This is a genomic window from Arenimonas caeni (genome assembly GCF_003024235.1).
Taxonomy (GTDB): domain Bacteria; phylum Pseudomonadota; class Gammaproteobacteria; order Xanthomonadales; family Xanthomonadaceae; genus Arenimonas; species Arenimonas caeni.
Genome location: NZ_KZ679086.1, coordinates 243,330 through 266,581 on the forward strand (window position 1 = coordinate 243,330; position 23,252 = coordinate 266,581).

Below are 23,252 nucleotides of genomic sequence, written 5' to 3' on the forward strand. Positions count from 1 at the left end.
AGGGGCGGGCTTGCCCGCGACATCGGGCAAAGCGGAAGCGATTGTAGCCGAACGCACTGCCCGCCATGCCCGGCTCAGTCGACCTGCGGTGCCTCGCGTGCGATGCGGGCGACGACGCCGCCATGGATGGCCACCCCGTCGGCGTCCGCGGGCGGCGGCGGCGGGGCGGGCGGCGCGGGCGGTGTCGGGGCACTGGGCGATGACGGCCGTGCGGGTCGTGCAGGCGGGGCCGGTGGTGCGGGCGGCGCCGGCGGCGCGAACCAGCGGAAGTCCGGCGGCTCGGGCACGGTGGCCTGCACGGTGCGCGACTTGCGGTCGCGCAGCAGTTCGATCGACACCTTGTCGCCGGCGTCCTGTCCACGCAGCGCGACCATCGCTTCGCGCGGCGTCGCCACCGGCTTGCCGTCGATGCGCTGGATCACGTCGCCGGGCTCGAGCGCCTCGAGGCCCTGGCCGGTGCCGAGCACCAGCACGCCGCGGTCGGTGCCGAAATAGCGGCCGAGCTTGGCGTCCACCTCGGCCAGGTTCAGGCCGCTCCAGCGGAAGGCCTGGCTGAGCACCGGCAGCGGGCAGTCTTCGCCGGGCGGGCAGGGCGCGGCGGCGATGCGCGCGATCTCCATCTCGATGCCGGGGTGGATCAGCGGCATCGCGCCCTCGCGGGTGAGCGCGCGCGCCTCGGCGACGCGTCCGGCGATGTCGGCCATCTCGAACTGGAAGTCGCCGCCGCCATCCGACGAGAACACCATCACCCGGCTGGCGTCGCCGGCGAGCACGGTGGCCTGGCCGGGCTTGCCACCGCGCCGGTAGCCCACCACGACCTCCTGCGATTTCTCCAGCCTGGCGAGGCGTTCGCGCGCCTCGTCGACGGCGGCTTCACCGCGTCCGGCCAGGCGCTGGCCGTCGAGGCTGGTCATCACGTCGCCGCTGCGCAGGCCGGCCTTCTGGGCCGGGCCGCCCGGCGTGACGGCGGCGATGCGCACGCCTTCGCCTTCGGCCTGCGCCGCCAGCACCACGCCCAGCCGGGCGCGGCGGGTTTCGGTGCGCAGGGCCTCGACCACGTATCGCTGCTGCTCGCCCTCGTAGGCCCGGCTGAGTTCGGCCACGCGGCGGGCGGCTTCGGCGAGCTCGCTGCGGGCGCGTTCGAGTTCCGCACGCTGCGCGGGATCGGTGGGCGCCGGCGCAGGCTGCCGGGCATGTACGTTGGCGGCAAGCGCCGCCGCGACCATCAGGGAGACCAAGCGGAGTTTCATCGTCGTTCCTCGGTGGGAAAGGTCAGTAGGTGGCGACCAGGGCGCCATCGAGTTGGCCGCCCTGTACGGCGACCCACTGTTCGGTGCCGCGCAGGCCGGCGTAGTCGCGCAGCAAGCCCACGCGGGCCTGCCACAGCAACGCCTGCCGGCCAGCGGGAAGATCGGGTTCGGCCAGCGCGGCGTCGAGTTCGCGCAGCCTGTCCTCGAAGGCCAGGCCCAGCAGCAGGGCATTGGCCGAACCGGTTTCGCTGCGCGAGAGCGAGGCCAGCAGCGACTCGAGCTTGGCCGACTCGTCCATCAGCGCCTGCAGCCCGGCGGCGTCGGGCTGCAGCGGCAGGACCGTTGCCGGCTCGCCGGGTGCGCCGGAGCGCAGCGGCAGCACCAGCGCCAGGGCCAGCACGGCGGCGGCCGCGGCGGCGATCGCGAACGGCCAGCGCGGGCCACGTGGCCGGTCGGACGTGGCGTGGATGCGTTCGGCCAGCAGCGGCCAGGCGCTGCGGTCCGGGGCCTCCAGCGGCAGCCTCGACAGGGCCTCGGCCACCGTCAGCTCGCGTTCGGGCTGGCGGATGTCGTCAGGCATGGGGATGGACCTCCGTTTCGATGCGCAGCAGTTCGCGCAGGCGGCGGGTGCCGCGGGCGAGCTGCGACTTGGAGAAGCTGGCCGTCTTTCCCATCAGGCCGGCGATCTCGTCGTGGGTGTAACCCTCGGCGTGGTAGAGCCAGATCACGCTGCGGGTGGCGTCGGGCAGGCGCTGCAGGGCTTGGCCGAGCAGGGCGGCGTCGGCGGCCGCGGGCGGCAACAGCAGGTCCTGGCTTTCAAGCGCCTCGTCGTCGGCCTCTTCGGCCAGGCCCTGGCGGGCGCGCCTGCGCAGGCGCATCAGCGATTCGTTCACGGCGATCTGCCGCAGCCAGCCCCAGAAGGGCGACTCGCCGCGGAAATCGCCGATGCGGTCGAACAGCCGCATCATGGTGTCCTGCAGCACGTCCTGCGCCTCTTCGCGCTGCCCGGTGAGGCGCAGCGCCAGCGTGAACACCGGCCGCTCGAAGCGCCGGTAGATCTGTTCGAAGGCGCTGGCCTCGCCGCGCTGGGCGCGGCGCAACAGGGCCTCGGGTACGTCGATGGCGAAGGAAGAGGACAGGCTCACATCCCCTTGGATGCGCCGGGGGCCGAAAGCGTCGCACAGAAGAAGGGCCGGGGTTTCCCCCGGCCCTCCAGGCCCATCCCTGGACGTTGGATCAGAAGGTGTAGCGCACGCCCAGCACCGCGGTGCGCGGCAGGCCGGGGCGCAGGCCGGCCGGGCGACGGGCGGTCACGTAGTCCTTGTCGAAGAGGTTCTCGACGCGGCCGTAGAACTCGAACTGCGCGTTGACCTGGTAGCCGAGGGCCAGCTCCCAGAGCACCACGGCCTTGATGTGCTCGTCGGCCGGGACGGCGCCCTGGCCGGCCTGGGTGCGCATTTCGCCGATGTAGTTGCCGGCCAGGTCCAGGCGCCAGTGCTCGCCCTGCGCGCCGAGGGAGGCGTGCAGCAGGTGCTCGGGCAGGTAGGGCACTTCGTCGCCGGAGACCACGTCGCCCCACTCGCCGAAGCTCGAGCTGAAGCTGCTGCGGAACTCGGCATTGGTGAAGGTGTAGCCCAGGCGCACCGGGACGCTGACCGGGCCGTCGGCGCCGAAGTCGTAGGACAGGCTGGCCTCGAGGCCCTGGACGCGGGCATCGCCACCGTCGTACTGGTCGCCGATGTTGCAGTTGCCGCCGGTCGAGGCCGTGCAGGTGCCGACCAGGTTGGAGTAGTCGTTGACGAAGCCGACCAGCTCGGCGGCGAGGCCGTCGCGGCCGTAGCGCAGGCCGAACTCGAGGTTGACGCTTTCTTCCGGGTCGGCGTTCGAGCCCGGGCCCGGCGGGTTGAAGCCGCGGTGCAGGCTGGCGAACACGACCAGGTCGTCGCTGGCCAGGAAGGTGGCGCCGAAGCCCGGGATCAGGGCGTCGACCCCGGACTCGTCGCGCGAGAGCACGACGTCGCGCAGGCCGGTCGCGGTGGAGTAGTTGGTGCGGGCCAGGTCGATGCGCTCGTAGCGCACGCCCGGGCTGAGCACCCAGCGGCCCCACTCGATGGTGTCCTGCAGGTACAGCGAGACGGCCTCGGCATCGCCGACGCGGTTTTCCTGCGTGCCCGGCGCGCCGTCGCTGGTCAGCACCAGTTCGCCGCCGGCCATCTGGTAGCGGTCGTCGTCCTGGTAGCGGTCTTCCTGGTCGCGGTGCACGCGCAGGCCGATCTCCAGGTCGTGGCTGGCCTCGCCGGTGGCGAAGCCGATGCCCAGCACGCCCTGGATGCCCTGGGCGTAGTAGCTGCGCTTGTTGTTGCGCAGGCGCAGGGCGTTGGCCGGGCTGTTGGCGCCGGTGATCCAGGCGTACTGGTCGGCGTAGGTGGCCGGGTCGTCCAGGATCGAGGAGATCGACACGCCCTGGACATCGTTGAGCTTGTACCAGTTGCGGCTGAACTCGGTGCGGTAGGCAACGGTGGTCAGGTCGATGCCGTCGGTCAGTTCCACCAGGTGGCGAAGCTCGACCAGGCTCTGGCGGGTCTGGATGTTGTCGAGCCGCGAGCCGGCGTAGCGGCGGAACGGATCGGCCGCGTAGTCGGCCTCGGTCAGGCCCAGGTAGGTCTCGTCGCTGTCCTGGGTGTTGTAGCCGACCTTCAGGTCGAGCTGCTGGTAGCGCGAGGCCGAGGGGCTGGTGTTCCAGCGCAGCTTGGCCACGGCGTCGTCGAGCACGAAGCCCGAGTCGCCGCCGCCGTCGACGCGCTTGAAGCCGTCGGACTCCTGGCGGACGGCCTCGACCAGGCCACCGAAGTTCTCGCCCTGGGTGCCCGCCCAGGCGTGGCCCAGGAGCGTGCCGTGGCCGCCCATGGCCAGGTCGAGCTCGCCGGCGGTCTCGGTCGGGATGGCGGTCGAGATCAGGTTCAGCGCGCCGCCGGTGGTGCGCGGGCCGGCCTGCACCGAGGCCGCGCCCTTCTTGATCTCGAGGCCGGACATGCGCGCCATGGTCGGGAAGTAGTAGGCGGCCGGCGCGGCGTAGGGCGCCGGGGCGATCAGCACGCCGTCCTCCATCACGGTGATGCGGTTGTTGCGGTCGGTGCCCGAGCCGCGGATGCCGATGTTCGGGCGCAGGCCGAAGCCTTCTTCCTCGACGATGTAGACGCCCGGAACCTGGCGCAGCACCCGGTTGACGTCGCGGTAGTTGAAGCGCTCGAGCGTCTTCTTGTCGATGTAGTGCGCCGAGCCGGCGGTCTTCTCGACCTCTTCGCGGCTGCCGAACACATTGATGCGGTCGAGGCGGACCAGGGCTTCCTCGGCTTCGACCGGCTCGGGGGCGGTGTTGGCGAAGGCCGGGGCGGCGGGCAGCAGGGCCAGGGCGATGGCGGCGCGGAGCAGGGTGGACATGTTCTCGTTCTTGTCAGGGGTTGCCGGCGGGGCCGGCGGGCGGCGGGATTTTACTGAGGACGAGAATGATTCGCAATAAAATTCGCGCCCGTGCCGGCCCGGCTGGCCTTAGACTCCGGCTGACCACACGGGGGAGCGTCATCCATGGAATTCCTGATCGGCATCATCTTCGTCGCAGGCGTGATCCTGCTCATCAAGGCCGTGCGCATGGTGCCGCAGGGCTTCGAATGGACGGTCGAACGCTTCGGCAAGTACACCCACACCCTCGACCCGGGCCTGCACCTTCTGGTGCCGGTGGTCCAGGCGGTCGGCCGCAAGATCAACATGATGGAGCAGGTGCTCGACGTGCCCAGCCAGGACGTGATCACCAAGGACAACGCGGTGGTGAAGGTCGACGGCGTGGTGTTCTTCCAGGTGCTCGACGCCGCCAAGGCCGCCTACGAGGTCTCCAACCTCGAGGTCGCCACCATCGCCCTGGTGCAGACCAACATCCGCACCGTGATCGGCTCGATGGACCTGGACGAGTCGCTGAGCCAGCGCGAGACCATCAACGCCCAACTGCTGAGCGTGGTCGACCAGGCCACCAACCCCTGGGGCATCAAGGTCACCCGCATCGAGATCCGCGACATCCAGCCGCCGCGCGACCTGGTCGACGCGATGGCCCGTCAGATGAAGGCCGAGCGCGAGAAGCGCGCCAACATCCTGGAGGCCGAGGGCCTGCGCGCGGCGGAGATCCTGCGCGCCGAGGGCGAGAAGCAGGCAGCGATCCTGGAGGCCGAGGGCCAGCGCGAGGCCGCGTTCCGCGAGGCCGAGGCCCGCGAGCGCCTGGCCGAGGCCGAGGCCAACGCCACGCGCATGGTTTCCGACGCCATCGCGGCCGGCAACGTGCAGGCCATCAACTACTTCGTCGCGCAGAAGTACATCGAGGCCTTCAAGGCCCTGGCCCAGGCGCCGAACCAGAAGTTCGTGATGATGCCGATGGAGTCGAGCGGCATCATCGGCTCGCTGGGCGGCATCGCCGAACTGGCCAGGGAGAGCCTGGGCCTGCAGGGCGCCAAGGCGGCCGCCAAGCCGGCGCCGCAGCCGCCGCGCGTGGGGGGCTGAGCCATGCGCGCCGAACTGATCGTCTGGGCCGGCCTCGCGCTGGCGCTGATCGCCGCCGAGGCGCTGGCGCCGGGCGTGTTCCTGCTGTGGATGGGGTTCGCGGCGGCGGCGGTGTTCGTTCTGCTGCTGGTGTTCGACCTGGCGCCGGTCTGGCAGGCGGTGGCCTTCGTGCTGCTGAGCTTCGCCTCGATCGGCGTCTACATGGCCTTCTTCCGCAAGCGCGAGAAGCCCAGCGACCAGCCCCTGCTCAACCGCCGCAGCGAGCAGCTGGTGGGGCAGGTGTTCCACCTCGAGCAGGCCATCGTCGACGGCCGCGGCCGGGTCAAGGTCGGCGACGCGCTCTGGGCCGTGGAGGGCGAGGACCTGCCCGCCGGCGCCCGCGTGCGCGTGGTGTCGGCGCACAACATGGCCCTGCAGGTGCGCGCCATCGACTGAATGGCGGCGGCCCGGAAAGCACCGGGCCGCTTGTTTTACAAGTGAGAACTATTATCATCTGGCAGTCCCCCTGCCGGAGCACGCCATGTCCCGCCCGCTGATCGCCCTGCTGCTCGCCAGCCTGTTCGCACCCGCGCTGCAGGCGGCCGAACTGGTCGTCTACACCGAGCGCCGCGAGCCGCTGGTCAAGCCGCTGTTCGAGCGCTACGAGCGCGAGACCGGCACCCGGGTGCGGGTGCTCTCCGACGGCGCGCCGGTGCTGATCGAGCGCCTCGCCGCCGAAGGCGCCAACACCCGCGCCGACGTCTTCATGGCGGTCGACGCCGGCAACCTGTGGCAGGCGGCCGAGCGCGGCCTGCTGGCGCCGCTGGCTTCGCCGGCGCTCGAGGCCGCCATCCCGGCCCACCTGCGCGACCCGCAGGGGCGCTGGTTCGCGCTGTCGCAGCGCGCCCGCACCCTCGTGTATTCCACCGCGCGCGTGCAGCCCTCGTCGCTGTCGGGCTACGAGGACCTCGCCGACCCGCGCTGGAAGGGCAGGCTGTGCCTGCGCTCGTCCAAGAAGGTCTACAACCAGTCGCTGGTGGCGACGATGATCGAGCGCCTGGGCGCCGATCGCACCGAGGCCATCGTGCGCGGCTGGGTGGCCAACCTCGCCACCGCGCCCTTCGCCGACGATACCCAGCTGGCCAGGGCCATCGCCGCCGGCCAGTGCGACGTGGGCATCATCAACACCTACTACCTGGGTCGCCTGCAGGCCGAGGATCCGTCCTTCCCGGTGCAGGTGTTCTGGGCCGACCAGGACGGTGCCGGTACGCACGTGAACGTCTCGGGCGCGGGCGTGGTCGCGGCCTCGAAGAACAAGGCGGCGGCCCAGGCTTTCCTGGAATGGCTGGCCTCGGAAGGCGTGCAGGCCGACTTCGCCAGCGTCAACTACGAGATCCCGGCGCGCGAGGGCACCGCGCTCGATCCGGTGGTCGCGGCCTGGGGGCCGTTCAAGGCCGACCAGGTCAACGTGACCGTCGCCGGCCAGCGCCAGGCCGAGGCCGTGCGCCTGATGGACCGCGCCGGCTGGCGCTGAGCGGGTGAGCGAACTCGCGGCCAATCCGGTTCGCTGGCCGCGGTGGCTCGCCTGGGCGCTGGCCGCGCCGATGGTGCTGCCGGCGCTGTGGCTGGCCAGCGCTTTCGGCCAGCCGCAGCCCGAGGTCTGGCCGCACTTGTTCGGGCAGGTGCTGCCGCTCGCGTTGCGCAACACCGTGGCGCTGCTGCTCGGCGTCGGCCTGCTGGCCCTGGTGCTGGGCGTGGGTTTCGCCTGGGCCAGTGCGCGCTTCGAGTGGCCGGGCCGGCGCCTGTTCGACTGGCTGCTGGTGCTGCCGCTGGCGCTGCCGGGTTACGTGGTCGCCTTCGCCTACGTCGGCCTGGCCGATTACGCCGGCCCGCTGCAGTCGGCCTGGCGCGCGCTGGGCGGGGCGCCGGCGGCGTTCCCCGAGCTGCGCAGCGTGCCCGGTGCATCGCTGGTGCTGTCGCTGGTGCTCTATCCCTATGTGTTCCTGATCGTGCGCGCGGCCTTCCTGCGCCAGGGCAGCGCGGCCATGGACGCCGCGCGCTCGCTCGGACGCGGGCCGCTTTCGGCCTTCTTCGGCGCCGCGCTGCCGATGGCGCGGCCGGCCTGGGTGGCCGGCCTGGGCCTGGTGCTGCTCGAGGCGCTGGCGGACTTCGGCGCGGTCACCATCCTCGGCGTCGACACGCTCAGTACCGCCATCTACAAGGCCTGGTTCGGGCTCTATTCGCTGCCCGCCGCCGCGCAGCTCGCCTTCGGGCTGGTGTGCGTGGTGGCGCTGGTGTTGCTGCTCGAGCGCCTCGGCCGCGGGCGCGCGCGCCACGCCAGCCGGCAACTGGTTCCGCCGCCGCGCCGGCGGCTGGCGGGCTGGCGGGGCTGGAGCGTGACGCTGGCGGCGGCGCTCGTGGTGCTGCTCGGTTTCGGCGTGCCGCTGGCGCAGCTGCTGGCCTGGTCCTGGCAGGCGCGCGCGAGCCTGCCCGAGGTGGGCGACGCCGCGCTCAACACGGCATTGCTCGGCGCCATGGCCGCGCTGGCGGTGCTGGGCCTGGCGCTGCTGTTCGCGCTGCTGGCCCGGCGCAGCGGCGGCGACCGCCGCGTGCGCGCGGCGGGTTTCGTCGCCGGCCTCGGTTATGCCGTGCCGGGCACGGTGCTGGCGGTGGGCGCGATGTGGCTGCTGGTGGCGGCCGAGCGGGCGGCGCCCTGGCTGGCGGCGCTGGCCCTGAGCTCTTCGCTGCTGGCGGTGCTGCTGGCGCTGTGCGCGCGTTTTTTCCGGGTCGGGCACGAGTCCGTGGACGCCGCCTTCGAGACGCTGCGGCCCTCGCTGCTTGATTCGGCGCGCCTGCTCGGCGCCTCGCCCTGGCAGCGTTTCACCCGGGTTGCGCTGCCCCTGCTCAGGCCGGGCGTGGTGGCGGCGGGCCTGCTGGTGTTCGTGGAGGTGGTCAAGGAACTGCCGGCGACCCTGATGCTGCGGCCTTTCGGCTGGGACACCCTGGCCGTGCGCATCCACGCCTACACCAGCGAGGGCCTGTGGGCCGAGGCGGCCTGGCCGGCACTGTGGCTGTGCCTGGTCGGCCTGCTTCCGGTGTGGTGGCTCGTCCGCCAGCAGAAGTAAGGAACTTCTTGCGATAATGGCGGCTTTCCCGGGCCAGCAGGGCAGGCGATGAGCAAGAAGACGATCCTCAACGAGACCCATCGCGCGCTTGGCGCGAAGATGGTGGACTTCGGCGGCTGGGACATGCCGATCAACTACGGCTCCCAGATCGAGGAGCACCACGCGGTGCGCCGCGACGCCGGCATGTTCGACGTCTCGCACATGACCGTGCTCGACCTGCGCGGCGACCAGGTGCGTCCCTTCCTGCGCAAGCTGGTGGCCAACTCGGTCGACAAGCTCAAGGTGACGGGCAAGGCGCTCTACGCCTGCATGCTCGACGAGCAGGGCGGCGTGGTCGACGACCTGATCATCTATTACATGGCCGAGGACTTCTTCCGCCTGGTCGTCAACGCCGGCACCCGCGACAAGGACCTGGCCTGGATCAGCGCCCGGGCCCAGCCGTTCGCCGTCTCGGTCAGCGAGCGCCGCGACCTGGCCATCATCGCCGTGCAGGGCCCGGAGGCCCGCGCGAAGGTGCTGGGCCTGCTGTCGCCGGAGGCCGCCGACGCGGCGGGCAAGCTCGGCAAGTTCACCGCCTGCGAGGCCGATGGCCTGTTCGTGGCGCGCACGGGCTACACCGGCGAGGACGGCTTCGAGGTGATGGTGCCCGAGGCGATGGCCGTGGACTTCTGGAACCGCCTGCTCGCCGCCGGCGTGAAGCCCGCCGGCCTGGGTGCGCGCGACACGCTGCGCCTCGAGGCCGGCATGGCGCTCTACGGTCAGGACATGGACGAGTCGGCCACGCCCTACGAGGCCGGCCTGGCCTGGACCGTTTCGCTCGACGAGGGCCGCGACTTCATCGGCCGCGCCGCGCTCGAGGCGCAGAAGGCCGCCGGCACCGCCCGCCGCATGGTCGGCCTGGTGATGGACGAGAAGGGCGTGCTGCGCCACGGCCAGGTCGTGTACACCGCGGCCGGCGAGGGCGAGATCCTGTCGGGCACGTTCTCGCCGACCCTGGGCAAGGCCATCGCGCTGGCGCGCGTGCCGGCCGGCGAACTGGGCGCGGTCGAGGTCGACATCCGCGGCAAGCGCCTGCCGGTGCGGGTGGTGAAGTACCCGTTCGTGCGCGACGGCGCCGCCCAGCCCGGCGTGCTTGCCTGATCCGGTCCGGCCGGGTGCCTGTGCGCCCCGGCCGCGTATTACACTAGCGGCACCCCAGCCGCCCCCCAGAAACAGAGGCCCAAGATGAGCGAGATTCCCGGCGACCTGAAGTTCCTCAAGTCCCACGAGTGGGCCCGAGTCGAAGACAACGGCCGCGTCACCGTCGGCATTTCCGACCACGCCCAGGGCCTGCTCGGCGACCTGGTCTACGTCGAGCTGCCCAACGTCGGCGACACCGTCGACCAGGGCGGCGCCACCGCCGTGGTCGAGTCGGTCAAGGCCGCCTCCGACGTCTATTCGCCGGTGGCCGGCACCATCGTCGAGGTCAACTCGGCGCTGTCGGACAAGCCCGAGACCATCAACGAGGACGCCTTCGGCGAAGGCTGGCTGTTCGTGGTCGAGCCGTCCGAGCCGGACCAGCTCAACGAGCTGCTTTCGCCGGACGACTACGCCCAGCTGCTCGAGGACGAAGGCCACTGACGCCTTCGCCGCGAAATGCATCCGACGGCCGCCTCCGGGCGGCCGTTTTTTTTCGCGCGCCTGCCGAAACCGTCGCGCAGTTTCCGCGCACTTTGGCATTTTGCGGTGCGAAAAAGCCGCCGGCGGGCATGCCTTCGAGCGGTCCGCGGAGCCGCCGCCGGGACCATCGCGGGAACGTCGCCGGAAGCCGGCGAGGGTGCGCGCGGCGAAGTTGCGACGCGACGTGCGCGATGCGTGCGAGGCCTTTTTCCCGGTGTTTTCTTCGATCGCTGTTTTCTTCGCCTTCCCGGGCGAAGTCGCGGACACGGACGCGAGCCGACCGACGGCGGTCGAACGCGGCGCCAAGCGCTTGAAATTTTTTCGTCGAAGTTGTTGACATCGGAAAATCCCGTGATTAGCTTTCGCCCAGCAGTTGTCAACCGCGGAAGCGAGTGATCAGGAACGCGCCGACAAATCGAGTCGCCAAACCGAACTCCACCCCGGAACTCAAGACGGTGGGTCAGGGCAAACATCCCTCTGCGAAAAGCGACCCGACATTCCGCTGCACCCTTTCCCATGACGCCCGGTCCGGTCTCGGTCCGGGCGTTCGTGTTTCCGGCGCCGCCCCGCGCCGGCAAGAATCCGACCGCCACGGCATGACCGTGGTGGCGGTTCGCCACGGGACCGATCCCGTGGCGGTGCCTTTGTGACTGGGCAGTCCAAAAGCCAACTGACGAGGAGTTGACCATGGCTACGAAGAAAGCTGCGAAGAAACCGGCCAAGAAGGCCGTGAAAGCCAAGAAGACCGTGAAGAAGGCCGTCAAGGCCGTCAAGAAGGCCGTGAAGAAGGTGGCCAAGAAGGCCGCGGCCAAGAAGAAGGTCGCCAAGAAGACCGTGAAGAAGGCCGCCAAGAAGGTAGCCAAGAAGCCGGCGAAGAAGACCGCCAAGAAGGCTGCCAAGAAGGTCGCCAAGAAGAAGGTCGCCAAGAAGGCCGCCAAGAAGAAGGTAGCCAAGAAGGTTGCCAAGAAGCCGGCCGCCAAGAAGGCCGCCAAGAAGAAGGTAGCCAAGAAGGCTGCCAAGAAGCCGGCCGCCAAGAAGGCTGCCAAGAAGCCGGCTGCCAAGAAGAAGGCTGCGCGCAAGCCGGCCGCCAAGAAGCCGGCTCCGATGCCGGCCGCCCCGGTTGCCCCCGCGCTGTAATAAGCGGGACGCGACAAGCGTCAAAGCTGGGCTCTCTCCCCGTGTTGCCCAGGCGGGGAGGGAGACTTTCCAAAGGCACACGAGACGCCGGCATCCCGCCGGCGTTTTTGTTTTCGCGGTTCGCCGTCAGCGGCGGCGGCGGGGAGCGGGGGGCGCCAGCCAGTCCTTGCGCGGCAGGCCCAGGGCGCGGTCGAGGGTGACCGGCATCAGCCCCCAGGGCACGGTGCTCTCGCTGTTCCAGAGCACCACGATGCCGAGGTCGCGCTCGGGCAGGAAGCCGGCGAGCGCGCGATAACCCTGCACGGCGCCGCCGTGGAAGACCAGGGTGTGGCCGTCGTAGTCGTAGATGCGCCAGCCCAGGCCATAGTGCGCCGCGCGCAGGCGCTCGCCGCGCCAGCCGCTGCCGCGGATCTCGCCCGGGGTTTCAACCTGCGGCGCCTGCACCTCGGCCAGCAGCTCCGGCGGCAGCACCTCCGGCCGGTGGCCCATCTGGGCGATCAGCCACTGCGCCATGTCGCGCGCCGAGGCGTTCACGCCGGCCGCGGGCGGCACGCGGTAGTAGTTTTCCTTCGGCCGCACCGGCACCCAGGTGCCGCCGCTGCGTACGTGCGGCCGCGCCCAGCTCGGGCTCGACTCGAGTTCGCCGCGCCCGAAGGTGGCGCCGTACATGCCCAGCGGGTGGAAGATCCGCTTCTCGACCTGGGCGGCATAGAAGTCGCCGGTGCTGGCGAAGACCACGTCGCCGACCAGGCTGAAGGCGATGTTCTGGTAGGCGTAGCACTCGCCCGGGCTGCAGGTGAGCGGCGCCTCGGCCAGCTTGCCGGCCAGCAGCGGGTAGGGCTGGTCGGCCTCGAGGTCGCGATCGAAGGTGTTGTAGGCCAGCCCGACCTGGTGGCTGAGGATCTGGCGCACCGAGATCCGGCTCGCCGCCTGGCCGTCGCGCAGGGTGAAGGTGGGCAGCTGGTTGACGATCGGGGCGTCCCAGTCCATCGCGCCCTCGCGCACCAGCATCGCGCTGAGCGTGCCGGCGAAGGCCTTGGACAGCGACGCGACCCGGAAGGCGGTGTCCGGCGTCACCGGCTCGAGCAGCTTGCTGTCGACCACGCCGTAGCCGCGCAGGGAGATCACCTTGCCGTCCTCGACGATCGCCATGGCCAGGCCCGGGATGCGCGCGCGCGCCACCATCTGCTCGGCGATGCGCTCGATCTCGAGCGCCTCCTGGCTGAAGTCCTTGCGCGGGTCGGGATTGGCCGCGGCGAGGCCGGCGACGGCCAGCAGCGACACGGCGACGAGGCGGGCGGGCAGGCGGGTGGGCTTGGCTTTCTTGCGTGGCATGGCCGACGTATGCTTGGCGAACAGGGCCATTCTAGCGCGGTATGCGCGCGGGCCCTTCACAGGGGAGATCCACGATGATTACCGGTCTTGTCGTCTTGCTGGTGCTTGGCGCCGTCGTGCTGTTCTGGGGCGTGGGCATCTACAACGGCCTGGTGACCGCCAGGAACGCCTTCAAGAATGCATTCGCGCAGATCGACGTGCAGCTCACCCGGCGCTACGACCTGATCCCGAACCTGGTCGAGATCGCCAAGGGCTACCTCAAGCACGAGCGCGAGACCCTCGAGGCCGTCATCCAGGCCCGCGCCGCCGCCGTCAGCGGCCTGGCCGCGGCCAAGGCCCGCCCGGGCGACGACGCCGCCATGGCCCAGCTCGGCGCCGCCGAGTCCGGCCTGGCCGGTGCGCTCGGCCGCCTGATGATGGTGGCCGAGGCCTACCCGGACCTGAAGGCCAACCAGAACATGATGCAGCTCAGCGAGGAACTCACCTCCACCGAGAATCGCATCGCCTTCGCCCGCCAGGCCTACAACGACTCGGTGATGACCTACAACAACAAGCGCGAGGTGTTCCCCTCGAACATCGTCGCGGGCATGTTCAGCTTCGCCCACGCCGCGCTGCTCGAGATCACCGAGCCGGCCAGGCGCGAGGCGCCCAAGGTCAGCTTCTAGGCGTGAACTTCTTCGCCCGGCAGGACCAGGCACGGCGCCAGTCGCGCCGGTTGGTCATCCTGTTCGCGCTGGCCGTGGCCGCCATCGTGGTGGCGGTGGACCTGGTGTTCCTGCTGTTCTTCGGCGGCATGGGCACGGCCACCGACCCCGGCGCGCTGGTGCTGGGGCTGGCCATGGCCAGCCTGCTCACCCTGGGCATCATCGGCATCGGTTCGATGTACCGCCTGGCCAGCCTGCGCCAGGGCGGTGCCGCGGTCGCCACCGGACTCGGCGGCACGCCGGTGCCTGGCGACACCCACGACTTCCACTATCGGCGCCTGCGCAACGTGGTCGAGGAAATCGCCATCGCCTCGGGCGTGCCGGTGCCGCAGCTGTTCGTGCTCGAGCACGAGCCGGGCATCAACGCCTTCGCCGCCGGCTACGCCCCGGCCGACGCCGCCATCGCGGTCACCCGCGGCGCGCTCGACAGGCTCAACCGCGACGAGCTGCAGGGCGTCATCGCCCACGAATTCAGCCACGTTCTCAACGGCGACATGCGCCTGAACATCCGCCTGATGGGCGTGCTGTTCGGCATCCTCGTGCTGGCCGTGGTCGGCAGGAAGATCCTGCTCCATGGCCGCGGCGCGCGCGGCAAGGACGGCGCGCCGCTGCTGCTGGCGGCCCTGGCGCTGATGGTGGTCGGCTACATCGGGCTGTTCTTCGGCCGCCTGATCAAGGCCGGCGTCAGCCGCCAGCGCGAGTACCTGGCCGACGCCTCGGCCGTGCAGTTCACCCGCCAGACCAAGGGCCTGGCCGGCGCGCTCAAGAAGATCGTCGGCCTGCCCGACGGCTCGAAGCTCGGCAACGCCGACACCGAGGAAGTGGCGCACATGCTGTTCGGCGACGGCGTCGGCTTCTCCTCGCTGTTCGCCACCCACCCGCCGGTGGTCGAGCGCATCCGGGCGCTGGAGCCTTCGTTCCGGCCTTCGATGGTGGCCGACCTGCAGGCGCGCTGGCAGCTGCACCCGCCCTCGGGCCTGGACGAGGACCTGGCGATGGGCCTGGTGGCCGAGCCGCCGCCGCTGCCGGGCGAAGTCGCCGAGCTGGTGGTGTCGCCTCCGATGGTGGTGGCCCAGGTGGGCACGCCGCGGACCGACGACTACGTGCGCGCCGGGGCCCTCCTGGGCGCCATCCCCGAGAACCTGCGCGCGGCCGCGCATGATCGCGAGGAAGTCGTGCCCCTGCTCCTGGGCCTGCTGATGGCCGGGCCGGGCGAGGTGCGCGAGCGCCAGCAGTTCGAGCTGGCGGCACGGCACGACGAGCGCCAGGCGCGCCAGGCGCTCGACTACGCCGAGCGGCTGGCCGAACTGCCGCGCCTGCTGCACCTGCCGCTGGCCGGGATGGCCATGCCGGCGCTGTGCAAGCGCCCGCGGCCCGAGCTGGAACGATTCATGGACAGCTGCTTCGCGCTGAGCCACGCCGATGGCCGTATCAGTCTGTTCGAATACTGCCTGGGCCGGCTGCTGCGGGTGCAGGTGCGCGATGCGCTCGACCCGGCGCGTGCCTGGGTGCCGGGCCATCGCCACCTGTCGCGCTGCGCGCCGCACGCGGTGAACCTGATGGCGGTGCTGGCGCAGGCGGGCCACGCAGACCCGGGCGCGGCGATGCGCGCCTACCTGGCCGGCATGGCGCGGGTGTTCCCGCGGCTCGATTCGCCCTACCGGCCGCCCGCGGACCCGCACCGGGCGCTGGACGAGGCCTGGCCGGTGCTCGACGAACTCGAGCCGATCGGCAAGGAGCTGCTGCTCGAGGGGCTGGTGGCGGCGGTCAGCCACGACGGCCGCATGAGCGTGGCCGAGGCCGAGTTGCTGCGGGTGGCCTGCGCCTGCCTGCACTGCCCGCTGCCGCCGATGCTCGAGCACTGAGGCACCCGGCGCGCCGGGGCCCCGCGCGCGGCCTGGCTCAGGCGGCCAGGCCCCGGATCAGGTCGGCGGCGCGCTCGGCGATCATCATGGTCGGGGCATTGGTGTTGCCGCCCACCAGGCGCGGCATCACCGAAGCGTCCACCACGCGAAGCCCGGCCACGCCCTTCACGCGCAGCTGCGGGTCGACCACGGTGTCCGGGTCGCCGGCGCTGCCCATGCGGCAGGTGCCGACCGGGTGGTAGATCGACTCGGCCTTGCGCCGGATGAACTCGATGATGCCGGCTTCGTCGCGCACGTCGGGGCCGGGGAAGACCTCTTCGCCGCGGTAGGGCGCGAAGGCCGGCTGGGCCAGGATTTCGCGGCCCAGGCGCAGCGCCTCCACCAGCACCTTCAGGTCGTAGCCCTCGGCATCGCTAAGGTAGGCGGCCTCGATGCGCGGCTTGTCGGCCGGGTTGGCGCTGGCCAGCGTGAGACGGCCGCGGCTGCGCGGGCGCAGGCCGCAGGCGTGCAGGGTGTAGCCGCTGCCGGGCATGCGGTTGCGGCCGTGGTCGTCGAGCTGGGCGGGCACGAAGTGGAACTGCAGGTCCGGCCGCTCGTCCTCGGCCAGGTGGCTGCGCAGGAAACCGCCGCTCTCGGCGATGTTGCTGGCGCCCGGGCCGCGCCGGCCCATCAGGTAGTACTGGAAGGCCACCGCCGCGTCGCTGGCGGTGTCGTAGCTCAGCCCCTGCGTGCAGCGCTGCAGGGTGCAGATGTCGAGGTGGTCGTGCAGGTTGGCGCCGACGCCGGGCAGGTCGGCCAGCACGCCGATGCCATGGCGACGCAGTTCCCCGGCCGGGCCGATGCCCGAAAGCATCAGCAGCTGCGGCGAGTTGATGGCGCCGCCGCAGAGGATCACCTCGCGCGCGGCCACCTCGCAGTAGGCCTTGCGGCCGACCGTGTAGACCACGCCGGTGGCGCGGGCCTGGTCGAAGGTGACGCGGCTGGCGCGGGCGCCCGTGATCACCTTGAGGTTGGCGCGCCGGCGCACCGGCGCCAGGTAGGCGGCGGCGCTGGAACAGCGGGCGCCGTCGCGGGTGGTGGTCTGGTACCAGCCGAAGCCGTCCTGGCGCGGGCCGTTGAAATCGTCGCTGCGCGCGTGGCCGGCCTGGGCGGCGGCCTCGAGGAAGACTTCCGACAGCGGGTTGCGGTGGCGCGGGTCGGACACGCCCAGCGGGCCGTCGCCCCCGTGCAGTTCGCTGGCGCCGCGCTGGTTGCCCTCGCTGCGCTTGAAGTAGCCGAGCACGTTGGACCACTGCCAGCCTTCGGCGCCCAGCGTCGCCCACTCGTCGTAGTCGCGGGCGTGGCCGCGGATGTAGCACATGGCGTTGATCGAGCTCGAGCCGCCCAGCACTTTGCCGCGCGGCCACCACAGCTCGCGGCCGCCGAGCTCCGGCTCCGGCGCGGTGTTGTAGTCCCAGTTCACGCCCTTCTTTCCGACCAGCTTTGCCAGGCCCGCGGGCATGTGGATGAAGGGGTGCCAGTCGCTGGGGCCGGCCTCGAGCAGCAGGACGCGGCAATCCGGGTCCTCGCTGAGCCGGTTGGCCAGCACGCAGCCCGCGGAGCCCGCACCCACGATGATGTAGTCGTACACGCGATCTGCTTCTTTTCGATGACGCCCCGAGGCTAGGCGCCCGTTCTAGAGCAAACACTCGGCGCAGCGGTCCGGTTGCGCGAACCGTGGACAGCATCACTTCCCTGCCGTACCCCGGGTGGCGGCCCGGGGCCGGGTTGGCTATCGTGCGCCCACCTTCAGCGGATCCCCGATGCCCCAGGCCCCGACCACCGCCGGCCATTTCGACCACCTGCGCGGCGCGCTGCGGGAGTTCCCGCCGCTGTTGTGGTCCTTCCTGTACTTCTTCTTCCTGCTCACCGGCTATTACGTGCTGCGGCCGGTGCGCGACGCCATGGGCGCCGCCAACGACCCGGCGGCGGTGTTCCCGCTGGCGATGGTGGATTGGTTCGCCGCGCGCGGCATCGCCCTGGGCGACTACCAGCTGCAGGTGCTGTTCACCGGCACCTTCCTGTCGATGCTGGTGCTGCAGCCGGTCTATGGCGCACTGGTGGCGCGGTTCCCGCGCCGGCTGTTCCTGCCGGTGGTGTACCTGGCCTTCGTCGCCTGCCTGGTGGGCTTCTACTTCGCTTTCCAGGCCCAGCTGCCCGGGCGCGGCGGCCTGTTCTTCGTCTGGGTGGCGGTGTTCAACCTGTTCGCGGTGTCGGTGTTCTGGAGCTTCATGGCCGACATCTACACCGATCCCCAGGCACGCCGCCTGTACGGCTTCATCGCGGCCGGCGGCACGCTCGGCGGCCTGCTGGGCCCGGAGATCACCTCGCGCCTGGTCGGGCAGCTGGGCGTAGGCAACATGCTGCTGGTGTCGGCGGCGTTCCTGGGCCTGTGCCTGGTGTGCATCCTCAAGCTCGGGCCGTGGGCGCGCGCCCGCGAGCGCCAGGCCGGCCTGGCCGGCGGCGAGGAGGCCATGGGCGGGCGGGTGCTCGAGGGCCTGCGCCGCATCGCCACCGAACCGCTGCTGCTGGCCTTCGCCCTGCTGATGTTCTTCGGCGTCGGCGTCGGCACGCTGCTCTACAACGAACAGAACGCCATCGTCCGGGCCATGACCCTGGGCAACCCGGCCGCGGCCGAGCAGGCCACCGCCTTCTATTCGATGCTCGACAAGTGGGTGAACTGGCTGGTGCTGGTGCTGCAGGTGCTGGTGACCCGCGCGGTGCTGGTGCGCTGGGGCGTGGCGCCGCTGCTGCTGGGCCCGGCGTTGCTGATCGTGGCCGGTTACTGCGTGCTCTGGGCCACGCCGCTGCCAATGCTGGTGGCGATCGTGCAGGTGGGCACGCGCGCCTCCGAGTTCGCCCTGGCCAAGCCGGCCCGCGAGACCATCTACACCCGCGTCGACCGCGAGGCCCGCTACAAGGCCAAGGCGGCGATCGACACCGTCGTCTACCGCGGCGGCGACCTGGCCTTCGCCTGGCTCCACAAGCCGCTGGCCACCTTCGGCTCGTCGCTGGTGTTCGGGGTCGGGGTGCTGGTGGCCGCCGGCATGACCTTCGGGGCTTGGAAACTGGTGCGCGAACAGGCCAAGTTGCCGCCTGACTCCCGCTGAGGCCGCCCATGGCCCGCATCCGCCGCCTGCTGGCCACTGCCCTGGTCTGTCTGCTCGCGCTCGCCGGCCCCGCCGGCGCGCTCGAAGTACGGGTCGACCCACGCGTCGAGTTCACGGCGGTGATGTGCCGGCTGGCCGGCTTCGAGGAGTTCCAGGGCCCGGGCTTCGCCGACTACGACGCGGCGGTGGACGCGCATTTCGGGCCGTTCCGCGACCATCCGGCCGTGGCCGAGGTCCGCGCCCTGCGCGAACAGGTGCGGCTGGGTTACAACATGCCCGCCGGGCTGGCCATCGCCACCGGCGAGGGCGACTGGACGCTGCGGCTGCCGGCTGGCGTGCCGGCCAACGGCCTCGATGCGCGCTGGACGCCGGAAGCCGCGGAGCGGTTCCTGGCGGCTGCCCGCGCGCTGTGGACGGACAGCCAGGCCGCCGGTTTCTTCGAACGCCAGCGCCCCTTCCACCGGCAGGTGGAAGCGTCGCTGCGCGCCGACCTGGACTCACGCCTCGACAGGGGCTGGTTCGAGCGCCAGCACGGCGCCTCCGTGGGCCGCCGGTTCGCCGTGGTGCCGGGACTGCTCAACGGCCCGCACAGCTATGGCACGCACCTGGTGCTGCCCGACGGCCGGGTCGAGGCTTTCGCCATCCTCGGCACGCCGCCGCACGAGGCCGGCCAGGCGCCCTCGTATCCGGCCGACCAGGCCGCCAGCCTGCTGGTGCACGAGGTCCACCATCCTTACGTCAATCCGTGGGTGGCCGCGAACGCCGATCGCCTGGCGGCCGGCGGGCAGGCGCTCTACGGGACCGTCGAGGAGGCGATGGTGGCCGCGAGTTACGGCCGCTGGGACTACATGCTCAACGAGACCCTGGTGCGCGCCCAGGTGCTGCGCTACTACCGCAGCCGCGGCGCCATGCCGGGCTACTGGCGCAACCTGCAGGATGACCGCGCCCGCGGCTTCGCCTGGGTCGATGCGCTGGCCGACGCGATCGACGCGGCGGTCGGCGAGGGAGAGCTGCGGCTCGAGTTCGATCGCGAGATGGGCGGCTCGGTGGCGATCGCCGGCGACGTGCCCGACGTGGTCGGCGCCCCGCGCTGGGAGCAGGGCGGTCGCGTGCTGGTGGTGCCGGTGCGCTTCGAGGCCGGGCGCAGCCACGCGCTGCGCCTCAACGACGAGCAGGCGCCGGGCAAGGGCTTCGCCGGCAAGGACGGCCAGTGGCTGGTGCCGCGGGCCTGGCGCTTCCGCGTCAGTGGCCAGGCGCCCGCCGCGGACTGACGGCGCGTCGTGAAGGCGGCCTTGGCGTCGCCTGCGCTACCCTATGGGCATCGCCAACCGGGAGCCCGAACATGAAAGTCAAAGCCGCCGTCGCGCACCAGGCCGGCAAGCCGCTGACCATCGAAACCGTCGACCTCGAGGGCCCGCGCTTCGGCGAGGTGCTGGTCGAGATCAAGGCCACCGGCGTCTGCCATACCGACGAATTCACGCTTTCGGGCGCCGACCCGGAGGGCCTGTTCCCGGCCATCCTCGGCCACGAGGGCGCGGGCGTGGTGGTGGACGTGGGCCCGGGCGTGACGACGCTCAAGAAGGGCGACCACGTCATCCCGCTCTACACGCCCGAATGCCGGCAGTGCGAGTACTGCCTCAACCCCAAGACCAACCTCTGCCAGGCCATCCGCTCGACCCAGGGCCAGGGCCTGATGCCCGACGGCAGCAGCCGCTTCAGCCTCGACGGCAAGCCGGTGCTGCACTACATGGGCACGTCCACCTTCGCCCAGTACACCGTGGTGCCGGAGATCGCGCTGGCGAAGATCCGCGAGGACGCGCCCTTCGACAAGGTCTGCTACATCGGCTGCGGCGTCACCACCGGCATCGGCGCGGTGATCTTCACCGCCAAGGTGGAGGTGGGCAGCAAGGCGGTGGTGTTCGGCCTGGGCGGCATCGGCCTGAACGTGATCCAGGGCCTGCGCCTGGCCGGCGCCGACATGATCGTGGGCGTCGACCTCAACCCGGCCCGCGAAGCCATGGCGCGCAAGTTCGGCATGACCCACTTCGTCAATCCGTCGGAAGTGGAAGGCGACCTGGTGCCCTACCTGGTGTCGCTGACCAAGGGCGGCGCGGACTATACGTTCGAGTGCATCGGCAACGTCAAGGTGATGCGCCAGGCGCTCGAGTGCGCGCACAAGGGCTGGGGCACCAGCGTGATCATCGGCGTGGCCCCGGCCGGCGCCGAGATCAGCACGCGGCCCTTCCAGCTGGTGACCGGCCGTAACTGGCGCGGCAGTGCCTTCGGCGGCGCCCGCGGCCGCACCGACGTGCCGAAGATCGTCGACTGGTACATGGAGGGCAAGATCGACATCGATTCGCTGATCACCCACACCATGCCGCTGGAGAAGATCAACGATGCCTTCGACCTGATGCACCGCGGCGAATCGATCCGCAGCGTGGTGGTGTACTGAGATGACCATCGAGCTGCTCTCGGAGCACGGCTGCTTCGGCGGCGTGCAGGGCTTCTACCGCATGGAATCGAAAGCCTGCGGCGGGCCGATGCGCTTCGCGGTCTTCCAGCCGCCGCAGGCGCGCGAGGGCCGGGTGCCGGTGCTGTTCTACCTGGCCGGGCTGACCTGCACCGAAGAGACGGCGACGATGAAGGCCGGCGCCCAGCGCGTGGCCGCCGAGCTGGGCCTGATGCTGGTGATGCCCGACACGAGCCCGCGCGACACCGGCATCGAGGGCGCCACCGGCGACTGGGAGTTCGGCGAGGGCGCGGGCTTCTACCTCGATGCCACGCAGGCACCGTGGTCGGCGCGTTTCCGCATGGAAAGCCACGTCGTGCACGAGCTGCCTGCGCTGGTGCGCGAACACTTCCCGGCCGACCCGGGGCGCACCGGCATCACCGGGCACTCGATGGGCGGGCACGGCGCGCTGACGCTGGCGCTCAGGCATCCGCAGGTGTTCCGCAGCGTGTCGGCCTTCGCGCCGATCGTGGCGCCCAGCCAGGTGCCCTGGGGCCACAAGGCGTTCTCGCGCTACCTCGGCGAGCACCACCGCGCCTGGGCCGGGCACGACGCCTGCGAACTGGTGCGCCAGCGCCCGTTCGGCCGGCCGATCCTCGTCGACCAGGGCCTGGACGACAAATTCCTCGAGCCGCAGCTGCAGCCGGAGCGCTTCGAGGCGGCCTGCGCGGAGGCGGGGCAGGCGCTCACGCTTCGCCGCCACGCCGGCTACGACCACGGTTACTACTTCATCGCCAGCTTCATCGAGGACCACCTGCGGCACCACGCCGCGCAGCTGGCCGACTGAAGGAGGCCGCCATGTCCGCCATCGCGATCGCGCTCACCCTGCTCGTGGCCCTGCTGCACGTGGGCTTCCTGCTGCTGGAGATGGTGTTCTGGACGCGGCCGCTGGGCCGCCGGGTGTTCGGACTCGACCCGGAATTCGCCGCGCGATCGGCGAAGCTGGCGATGAACCAGGGTCTCTACAACGGCTTCCTCGTCGCCGGCCTGCTCTGGGGCCTGTGGCTGGACGCCCCCGGCATCTGCCTGTTCTTCCTGGGCTGCGTGGTGGTCGCCGGGCTGTTCGGCGCCGCCACGGTCAAGCGCTCGATCCTCTACATCCAGGCCCTGCCGGCCATCCTGGCCGCCATCGCCGTGCACTACCTCTGACCACCTGCCCCCCCCCTGTAGGAGCGCCTTCATGCGCGAAGCCCTTGGCTCTTGGCCCTTCCGGCCGGGAGCCCACCGGAGTGGCGCCGCCGCGTTGCGTGAGGGGGTGTCGTCGACACCCCTCACGCAACGCGACGTCGCTCCGACTTCAGCGGGCGGCCTTCTGGGGCGAGGCACGGTGGCAAGTTTGAAGAGCCAAGAATCACGCACAGACGAGGCGCTGGCGTGGCGACGGTTTCGCCTGTTTTCGGCTTCTGACTTTGCTCTCCCCTCGGCCCGCGAATGTCGCGAGTCGCCAAAAGCGAACACAGCAAAAGCTTCGCGCCTGAAGGCGCTCCTGCAGGGAGCCTCGGGGGTCAGCGCCTGGGGCTGACCCACATGGTGATGACGGCGTTGAAGACTTTCTCGCCGGCGGGGTCGAAGACGTCGACGTTGACCGGGAGGTCGTAGCCGGTGTCGGCGGCGACCAGAGGCACCATCGGCGTGGCGACGCCGCGCTGCGTGCCCACGGCGCGCTTGAGATATTGCACGGTCATGCCCTTGGGGATCCAGCGCATGCCCCTGGGCAGCGAAGCGTCGGTCATCACCCCGGCGACCAGTTCGGCCAGGTTGCACAGCGCGATCGCGTGCACCGTGCCGATGTGGTTCTGCATGCGCCGCTTGTGCGGGATGGTGGCTTCGCAGCGGCCGTTCTCCAGCACCGTCAAGCGCGGCGAGACGGTGCCGAAGTAGGGCGCCTTGAAGCAGACCGCGCGGCTGAAAAGCCAGTGGCCCGCGGGCCAACGGGTGAACTTGCGGTAGAGGCGGAGCAGGGGCGTGTCCGACATGCGGTGGCTCCGGAAGAAA

The 23,252-nt window shown here is 71.1% G+C and carries 22 protein-coding genes; 15 read left to right on the plus strand and 7 right to left on the minus strand.

The features are described from left to right. Window positions 1–74 precede the first annotated feature (74 nt). From C6N40_RS05275 to C6N40_RS05285, 4 genes are all read right to left on the minus strand, one after another. Entirely contained in the window at window positions 75–1,250 is a 1,176-nt protein-coding gene (locus C6N40_RS05275) for a PDZ domain-containing protein (protein ID WP_162782088.1), read from the minus strand. A 22-nt stretch (window positions 1,251–1,272) separates the two neighbouring features. Further along, on the minus strand, window positions 1,273–1,830 hold the full coding sequence (locus tag C6N40_RS13970; RefSeq protein WP_162782089.1) for a hypothetical protein: 558 nt from the start codon (window positions 1,828–1,830) through the stop codon (window positions 1,273–1,275). Beyond that, a complete protein-coding gene (locus tag C6N40_RS05280; RefSeq protein WP_240183450.1) occupies window positions 1,823–2,395 on the minus strand; it encodes an RNA polymerase sigma factor in 573 nt (190 codons plus the stop codon). The genes C6N40_RS13970 and C6N40_RS05280 overlap by 8 nt, the downstream gene beginning before the upstream one ends. A gap of 91 nt (window positions 2,396–2,486) precedes the next feature. Next, on the minus strand, window positions 2,487–4,691 hold the full coding sequence (locus tag C6N40_RS05285; RefSeq protein ID WP_106989961.1) for a TonB-dependent receptor family protein: 2,205 nt from the start codon (window positions 4,689–4,691) through the stop codon (window positions 2,487–2,489). A gap of 144 nt (window positions 4,692–4,835) precedes the next feature. Here C6N40_RS05285 and C6N40_RS05290 point away from each other — a divergent pair, with 144 nt between their 5' ends. The 8 genes from C6N40_RS05290 to C6N40_RS13975 all read left to right on the plus strand — a co-directional run bounded on the left by C6N40_RS05290 (window position 4,836) and on the right by C6N40_RS13975 (window position 11,695). Beyond that, entirely contained in the window at window positions 4,836–5,795 is a 960-nt protein-coding gene (locus C6N40_RS05290) for an SPFH domain-containing protein (protein WP_106989962.1), read from the plus strand. 3 nt (window positions 5,796–5,798) lie between these two features. Continuing rightward, a complete protein-coding gene (locus C6N40_RS05295) occupies window positions 5,799–6,230 on the plus strand; it encodes an NfeD family protein (protein WP_106989963.1) in 432 nt (143 codons plus the stop codon). A gap of 85 nt (window positions 6,231–6,315) precedes the next feature. Continuing rightward, window positions 6,316–7,308, plus strand: a complete 993-nt coding sequence (locus C6N40_RS05300) for an extracellular solute-binding protein (RefSeq protein ID WP_106989964.1) — start codon at window positions 6,316–6,318, stop codon at window positions 7,306–7,308. A 4-nt stretch (window positions 7,309–7,312) separates the two neighbouring features. Then, window positions 7,313–8,899, plus strand: coding sequence for an ABC transporter permease (locus tag C6N40_RS05305; protein WP_205208549.1), 1,587 nt, complete (start codon window positions 7,313–7,315; stop codon window positions 8,897–8,899). A 48-nt stretch (window positions 8,900–8,947) separates the two neighbouring features. Continuing rightward, a complete protein-coding gene (gene gcvT, locus C6N40_RS05310) occupies window positions 8,948–10,039 on the plus strand; it encodes a glycine cleavage system aminomethyltransferase GcvT (RefSeq protein ID WP_106989965.1) in 1,092 nt (363 codons plus the stop codon). 84 nt (window positions 10,040–10,123) lie between these two features. Then, window positions 10,124–10,519, plus strand: a complete 396-nt coding sequence (gcvH, locus tag C6N40_RS05315; protein WP_106989966.1) for a glycine cleavage system protein GcvH — start codon at window positions 10,124–10,126, stop codon at window positions 10,517–10,519. Between the two features lie 196 nt (window positions 10,520–10,715). Continuing rightward, entirely contained in the window at window positions 10,716–10,895 is a 180-nt protein-coding gene (locus tag C6N40_RS14255; RefSeq protein ID WP_205208550.1) for a hypothetical protein, read from the plus strand. 350 nt (window positions 10,896–11,245) lie between these two features. Next, complete coding sequence (locus tag C6N40_RS13975) at window positions 11,246–11,695, plus strand: histidine biosynthesis protein HisIE (protein ID WP_162782090.1); 450 nt, start codon at window positions 11,246–11,248, stop codon at window positions 11,693–11,695. A gap of 126 nt (window positions 11,696–11,821) precedes the next feature. On the opposite strand, the gene C6N40_RS05325 is transcribed toward C6N40_RS13975, so the two are convergent. Continuing rightward, window positions 11,822–13,030, minus strand: a complete 1,209-nt coding sequence (locus C6N40_RS05325) for a serine hydrolase domain-containing protein (RefSeq protein WP_162782091.1) — start codon at window positions 13,028–13,030, stop codon at window positions 11,822–11,824. 74 nt (window positions 13,031–13,104) lie between these two features. On the opposite strand from C6N40_RS05325, the gene C6N40_RS05330 reads away from it, so the two are divergent. After that, window positions 13,105–13,695, plus strand: a complete 591-nt coding sequence (locus C6N40_RS05330; protein ID WP_106989968.1) for a LemA family protein — start codon at window positions 13,105–13,107, stop codon at window positions 13,693–13,695. Window positions 13,696–13,697: 2 nt separating this feature from the next. Beyond that, the gene (locus C6N40_RS05335) at window positions 13,698–15,599 is read left to right on the plus strand and encodes a M48 family metallopeptidase (RefSeq protein WP_106989969.1); all 1,902 of its coding nucleotides are present in this window, start codon (window positions 13,698–13,700) and stop codon (window positions 15,597–15,599) included. A gap of 37 nt (window positions 15,600–15,636) precedes the next feature. Here the strand turns inward: C6N40_RS05335 and C6N40_RS05340 are convergent, their stop codons facing one another. Next, entirely contained in the window at window positions 15,637–17,229 is a 1,593-nt protein-coding gene (locus C6N40_RS05340) for a GMC family oxidoreductase (protein WP_106989970.1), read from the minus strand. Between the two features lie 172 nt (window positions 17,230–17,401). Here C6N40_RS05340 and C6N40_RS05345 point away from each other — a divergent pair, with 172 nt between their 5' ends. The 5 genes from C6N40_RS05345 (at window position 17,402) to C6N40_RS05365 (ending at window position 22,406) form a co-directional block, all read left to right on the plus strand. Beyond that, a complete protein-coding gene (locus tag C6N40_RS05345) occupies window positions 17,402–18,748 on the plus strand; it encodes an NTP/NDP exchange transporter (RefSeq protein ID WP_106989971.1) in 1,347 nt (448 codons plus the stop codon). 8 nt (window positions 18,749–18,756) lie between these two features. After that, window positions 18,757–20,019 carry a DUF4932 domain-containing protein gene (locus C6N40_RS05350; RefSeq protein ID WP_106989972.1) on the plus strand — a complete coding sequence of 421 codons (1,263 nt, stop codon included), beginning with the start codon at window positions 18,757–18,759 and terminating at the stop codon, window positions 20,017–20,019. A 71-nt stretch (window positions 20,020–20,090) separates the two neighbouring features. Continuing rightward, window positions 20,091–21,200 (plus strand): S-(hydroxymethyl)glutathione dehydrogenase/class III alcohol dehydrogenase, encoded by a 1,110-nt coding sequence (locus tag C6N40_RS05355; protein ID WP_106989973.1) that lies wholly within the window; start codon window positions 20,091–20,093, stop codon window positions 21,198–21,200. Window position 21,201: 1 nt separating this feature from the next. Next, window positions 21,202–22,044, plus strand: coding sequence for an S-formylglutathione hydrolase (fghA, locus tag C6N40_RS05360; protein WP_106989974.1), 843 nt, complete (start codon window positions 21,202–21,204; stop codon window positions 22,042–22,044). Between the two features lie 11 nt (window positions 22,045–22,055). Further along, window positions 22,056–22,406, plus strand: a complete 351-nt coding sequence (locus C6N40_RS05365) for a DUF1304 domain-containing protein (protein ID WP_106989975.1) — start codon at window positions 22,056–22,058, stop codon at window positions 22,404–22,406. Window positions 22,407–22,762: 356 nt separating this feature from the next. Here C6N40_RS05365 and C6N40_RS05370 read toward each other — a convergent pair whose 3' ends face one another. After that, window positions 22,763–23,233 carry a hotdog fold domain-containing protein gene (locus tag C6N40_RS05370; RefSeq protein ID WP_106989976.1) on the minus strand — a complete coding sequence of 157 codons (471 nt, stop codon included), beginning with the start codon at window positions 23,231–23,233 and terminating at the stop codon, window positions 22,763–22,765. Window positions 23,234–23,252 lie beyond the last annotated feature (19 nt).

Bases quoted from the DNA above. Each gene is read 5' to 3' on its own strand.
- gcvT (WP_106989965.1), top strand. From the start codon at position 8,948: ATGAGCAAGAAGACGATCCTCAACGAGACCCATCGCGCGCTTGGCGCG.
- fghA (WP_106989974.1), top strand. From the start codon at position 21,202: ATGACCATCGAGCTGCTCTCGGAGCACGGCTGCTTCGGCGGCGTGCAG.
- C6N40_RS13970 (WP_162782089.1), bottom strand. From the start codon at position 1,830: ATGCCTGACGACATCCGCCAGCCCGAACGCGAGCTGACGGTGGCCGAG.
- C6N40_RS05325 (WP_162782091.1), bottom strand. From the start codon at position 13,030: ATGCCACGCAAGAAAGCCAAGCCCACCCGCCTGCCCGCCCGCCTCGTC.
- C6N40_RS05285 (WP_106989961.1), bottom strand. From the start codon at position 4,691: ATGTCCACCCTGCTCCGCGCCGCCATCGCCCTGGCCCTGCTGCCCGCC.
- C6N40_RS05355 (WP_106989973.1), top strand. From the start codon at position 20,091: ATGAAAGTCAAAGCCGCCGTCGCGCACCAGGCCGGCAAGCCGCTGACC.
- C6N40_RS05290 (WP_106989962.1), top strand. From the start codon at position 4,836: ATGGAATTCCTGATCGGCATCATCTTCGTCGCAGGCGTGATCCTGCTC.
- C6N40_RS13975 (WP_162782090.1), top strand. From the start codon at position 11,246: ATGGCTACGAAGAAAGCTGCGAAGAAACCGGCCAAGAAGGCCGTGAAA.
- C6N40_RS05295 (WP_106989963.1), top strand. From the start codon at position 5,799: ATGCGCGCCGAACTGATCGTCTGGGCCGGCCTCGCGCTGGCGCTGATC.
- gcvH (WP_106989966.1), top strand. From the start codon at position 10,124: ATGAGCGAGATTCCCGGCGACCTGAAGTTCCTCAAGTCCCACGAGTGG.
- C6N40_RS05275 (WP_162782088.1), bottom strand. From the start codon at position 1,250: ATGAAACTCCGCTTGGTCTCCCTGATGGTCGCGGCGGCGCTTGCCGCC.
- C6N40_RS05365 (WP_106989975.1), top strand. From the start codon at position 22,056: ATGTCCGCCATCGCGATCGCGCTCACCCTGCTCGTGGCCCTGCTGCAC.
- C6N40_RS05300 (WP_106989964.1), top strand. From the start codon at position 6,316: ATGTCCCGCCCGCTGATCGCCCTGCTGCTCGCCAGCCTGTTCGCACCC.
- C6N40_RS05370 (WP_106989976.1), bottom strand. From the start codon at position 23,233: ATGTCGGACACGCCCCTGCTCCGCCTCTACCGCAAGTTCACCCGTTGG.
- C6N40_RS05350 (WP_106989972.1), top strand. From the start codon at position 18,757: ATGGCCCGCATCCGCCGCCTGCTGGCCACTGCCCTGGTCTGTCTGCTC.
- C6N40_RS05330 (WP_106989968.1), top strand. From the start codon at position 13,105: ATGATTACCGGTCTTGTCGTCTTGCTGGTGCTTGGCGCCGTCGTGCTG.
- C6N40_RS05345 (WP_106989971.1), top strand. From the start codon at position 17,402: ATGCCCCAGGCCCCGACCACCGCCGGCCATTTCGACCACCTGCGCGGC.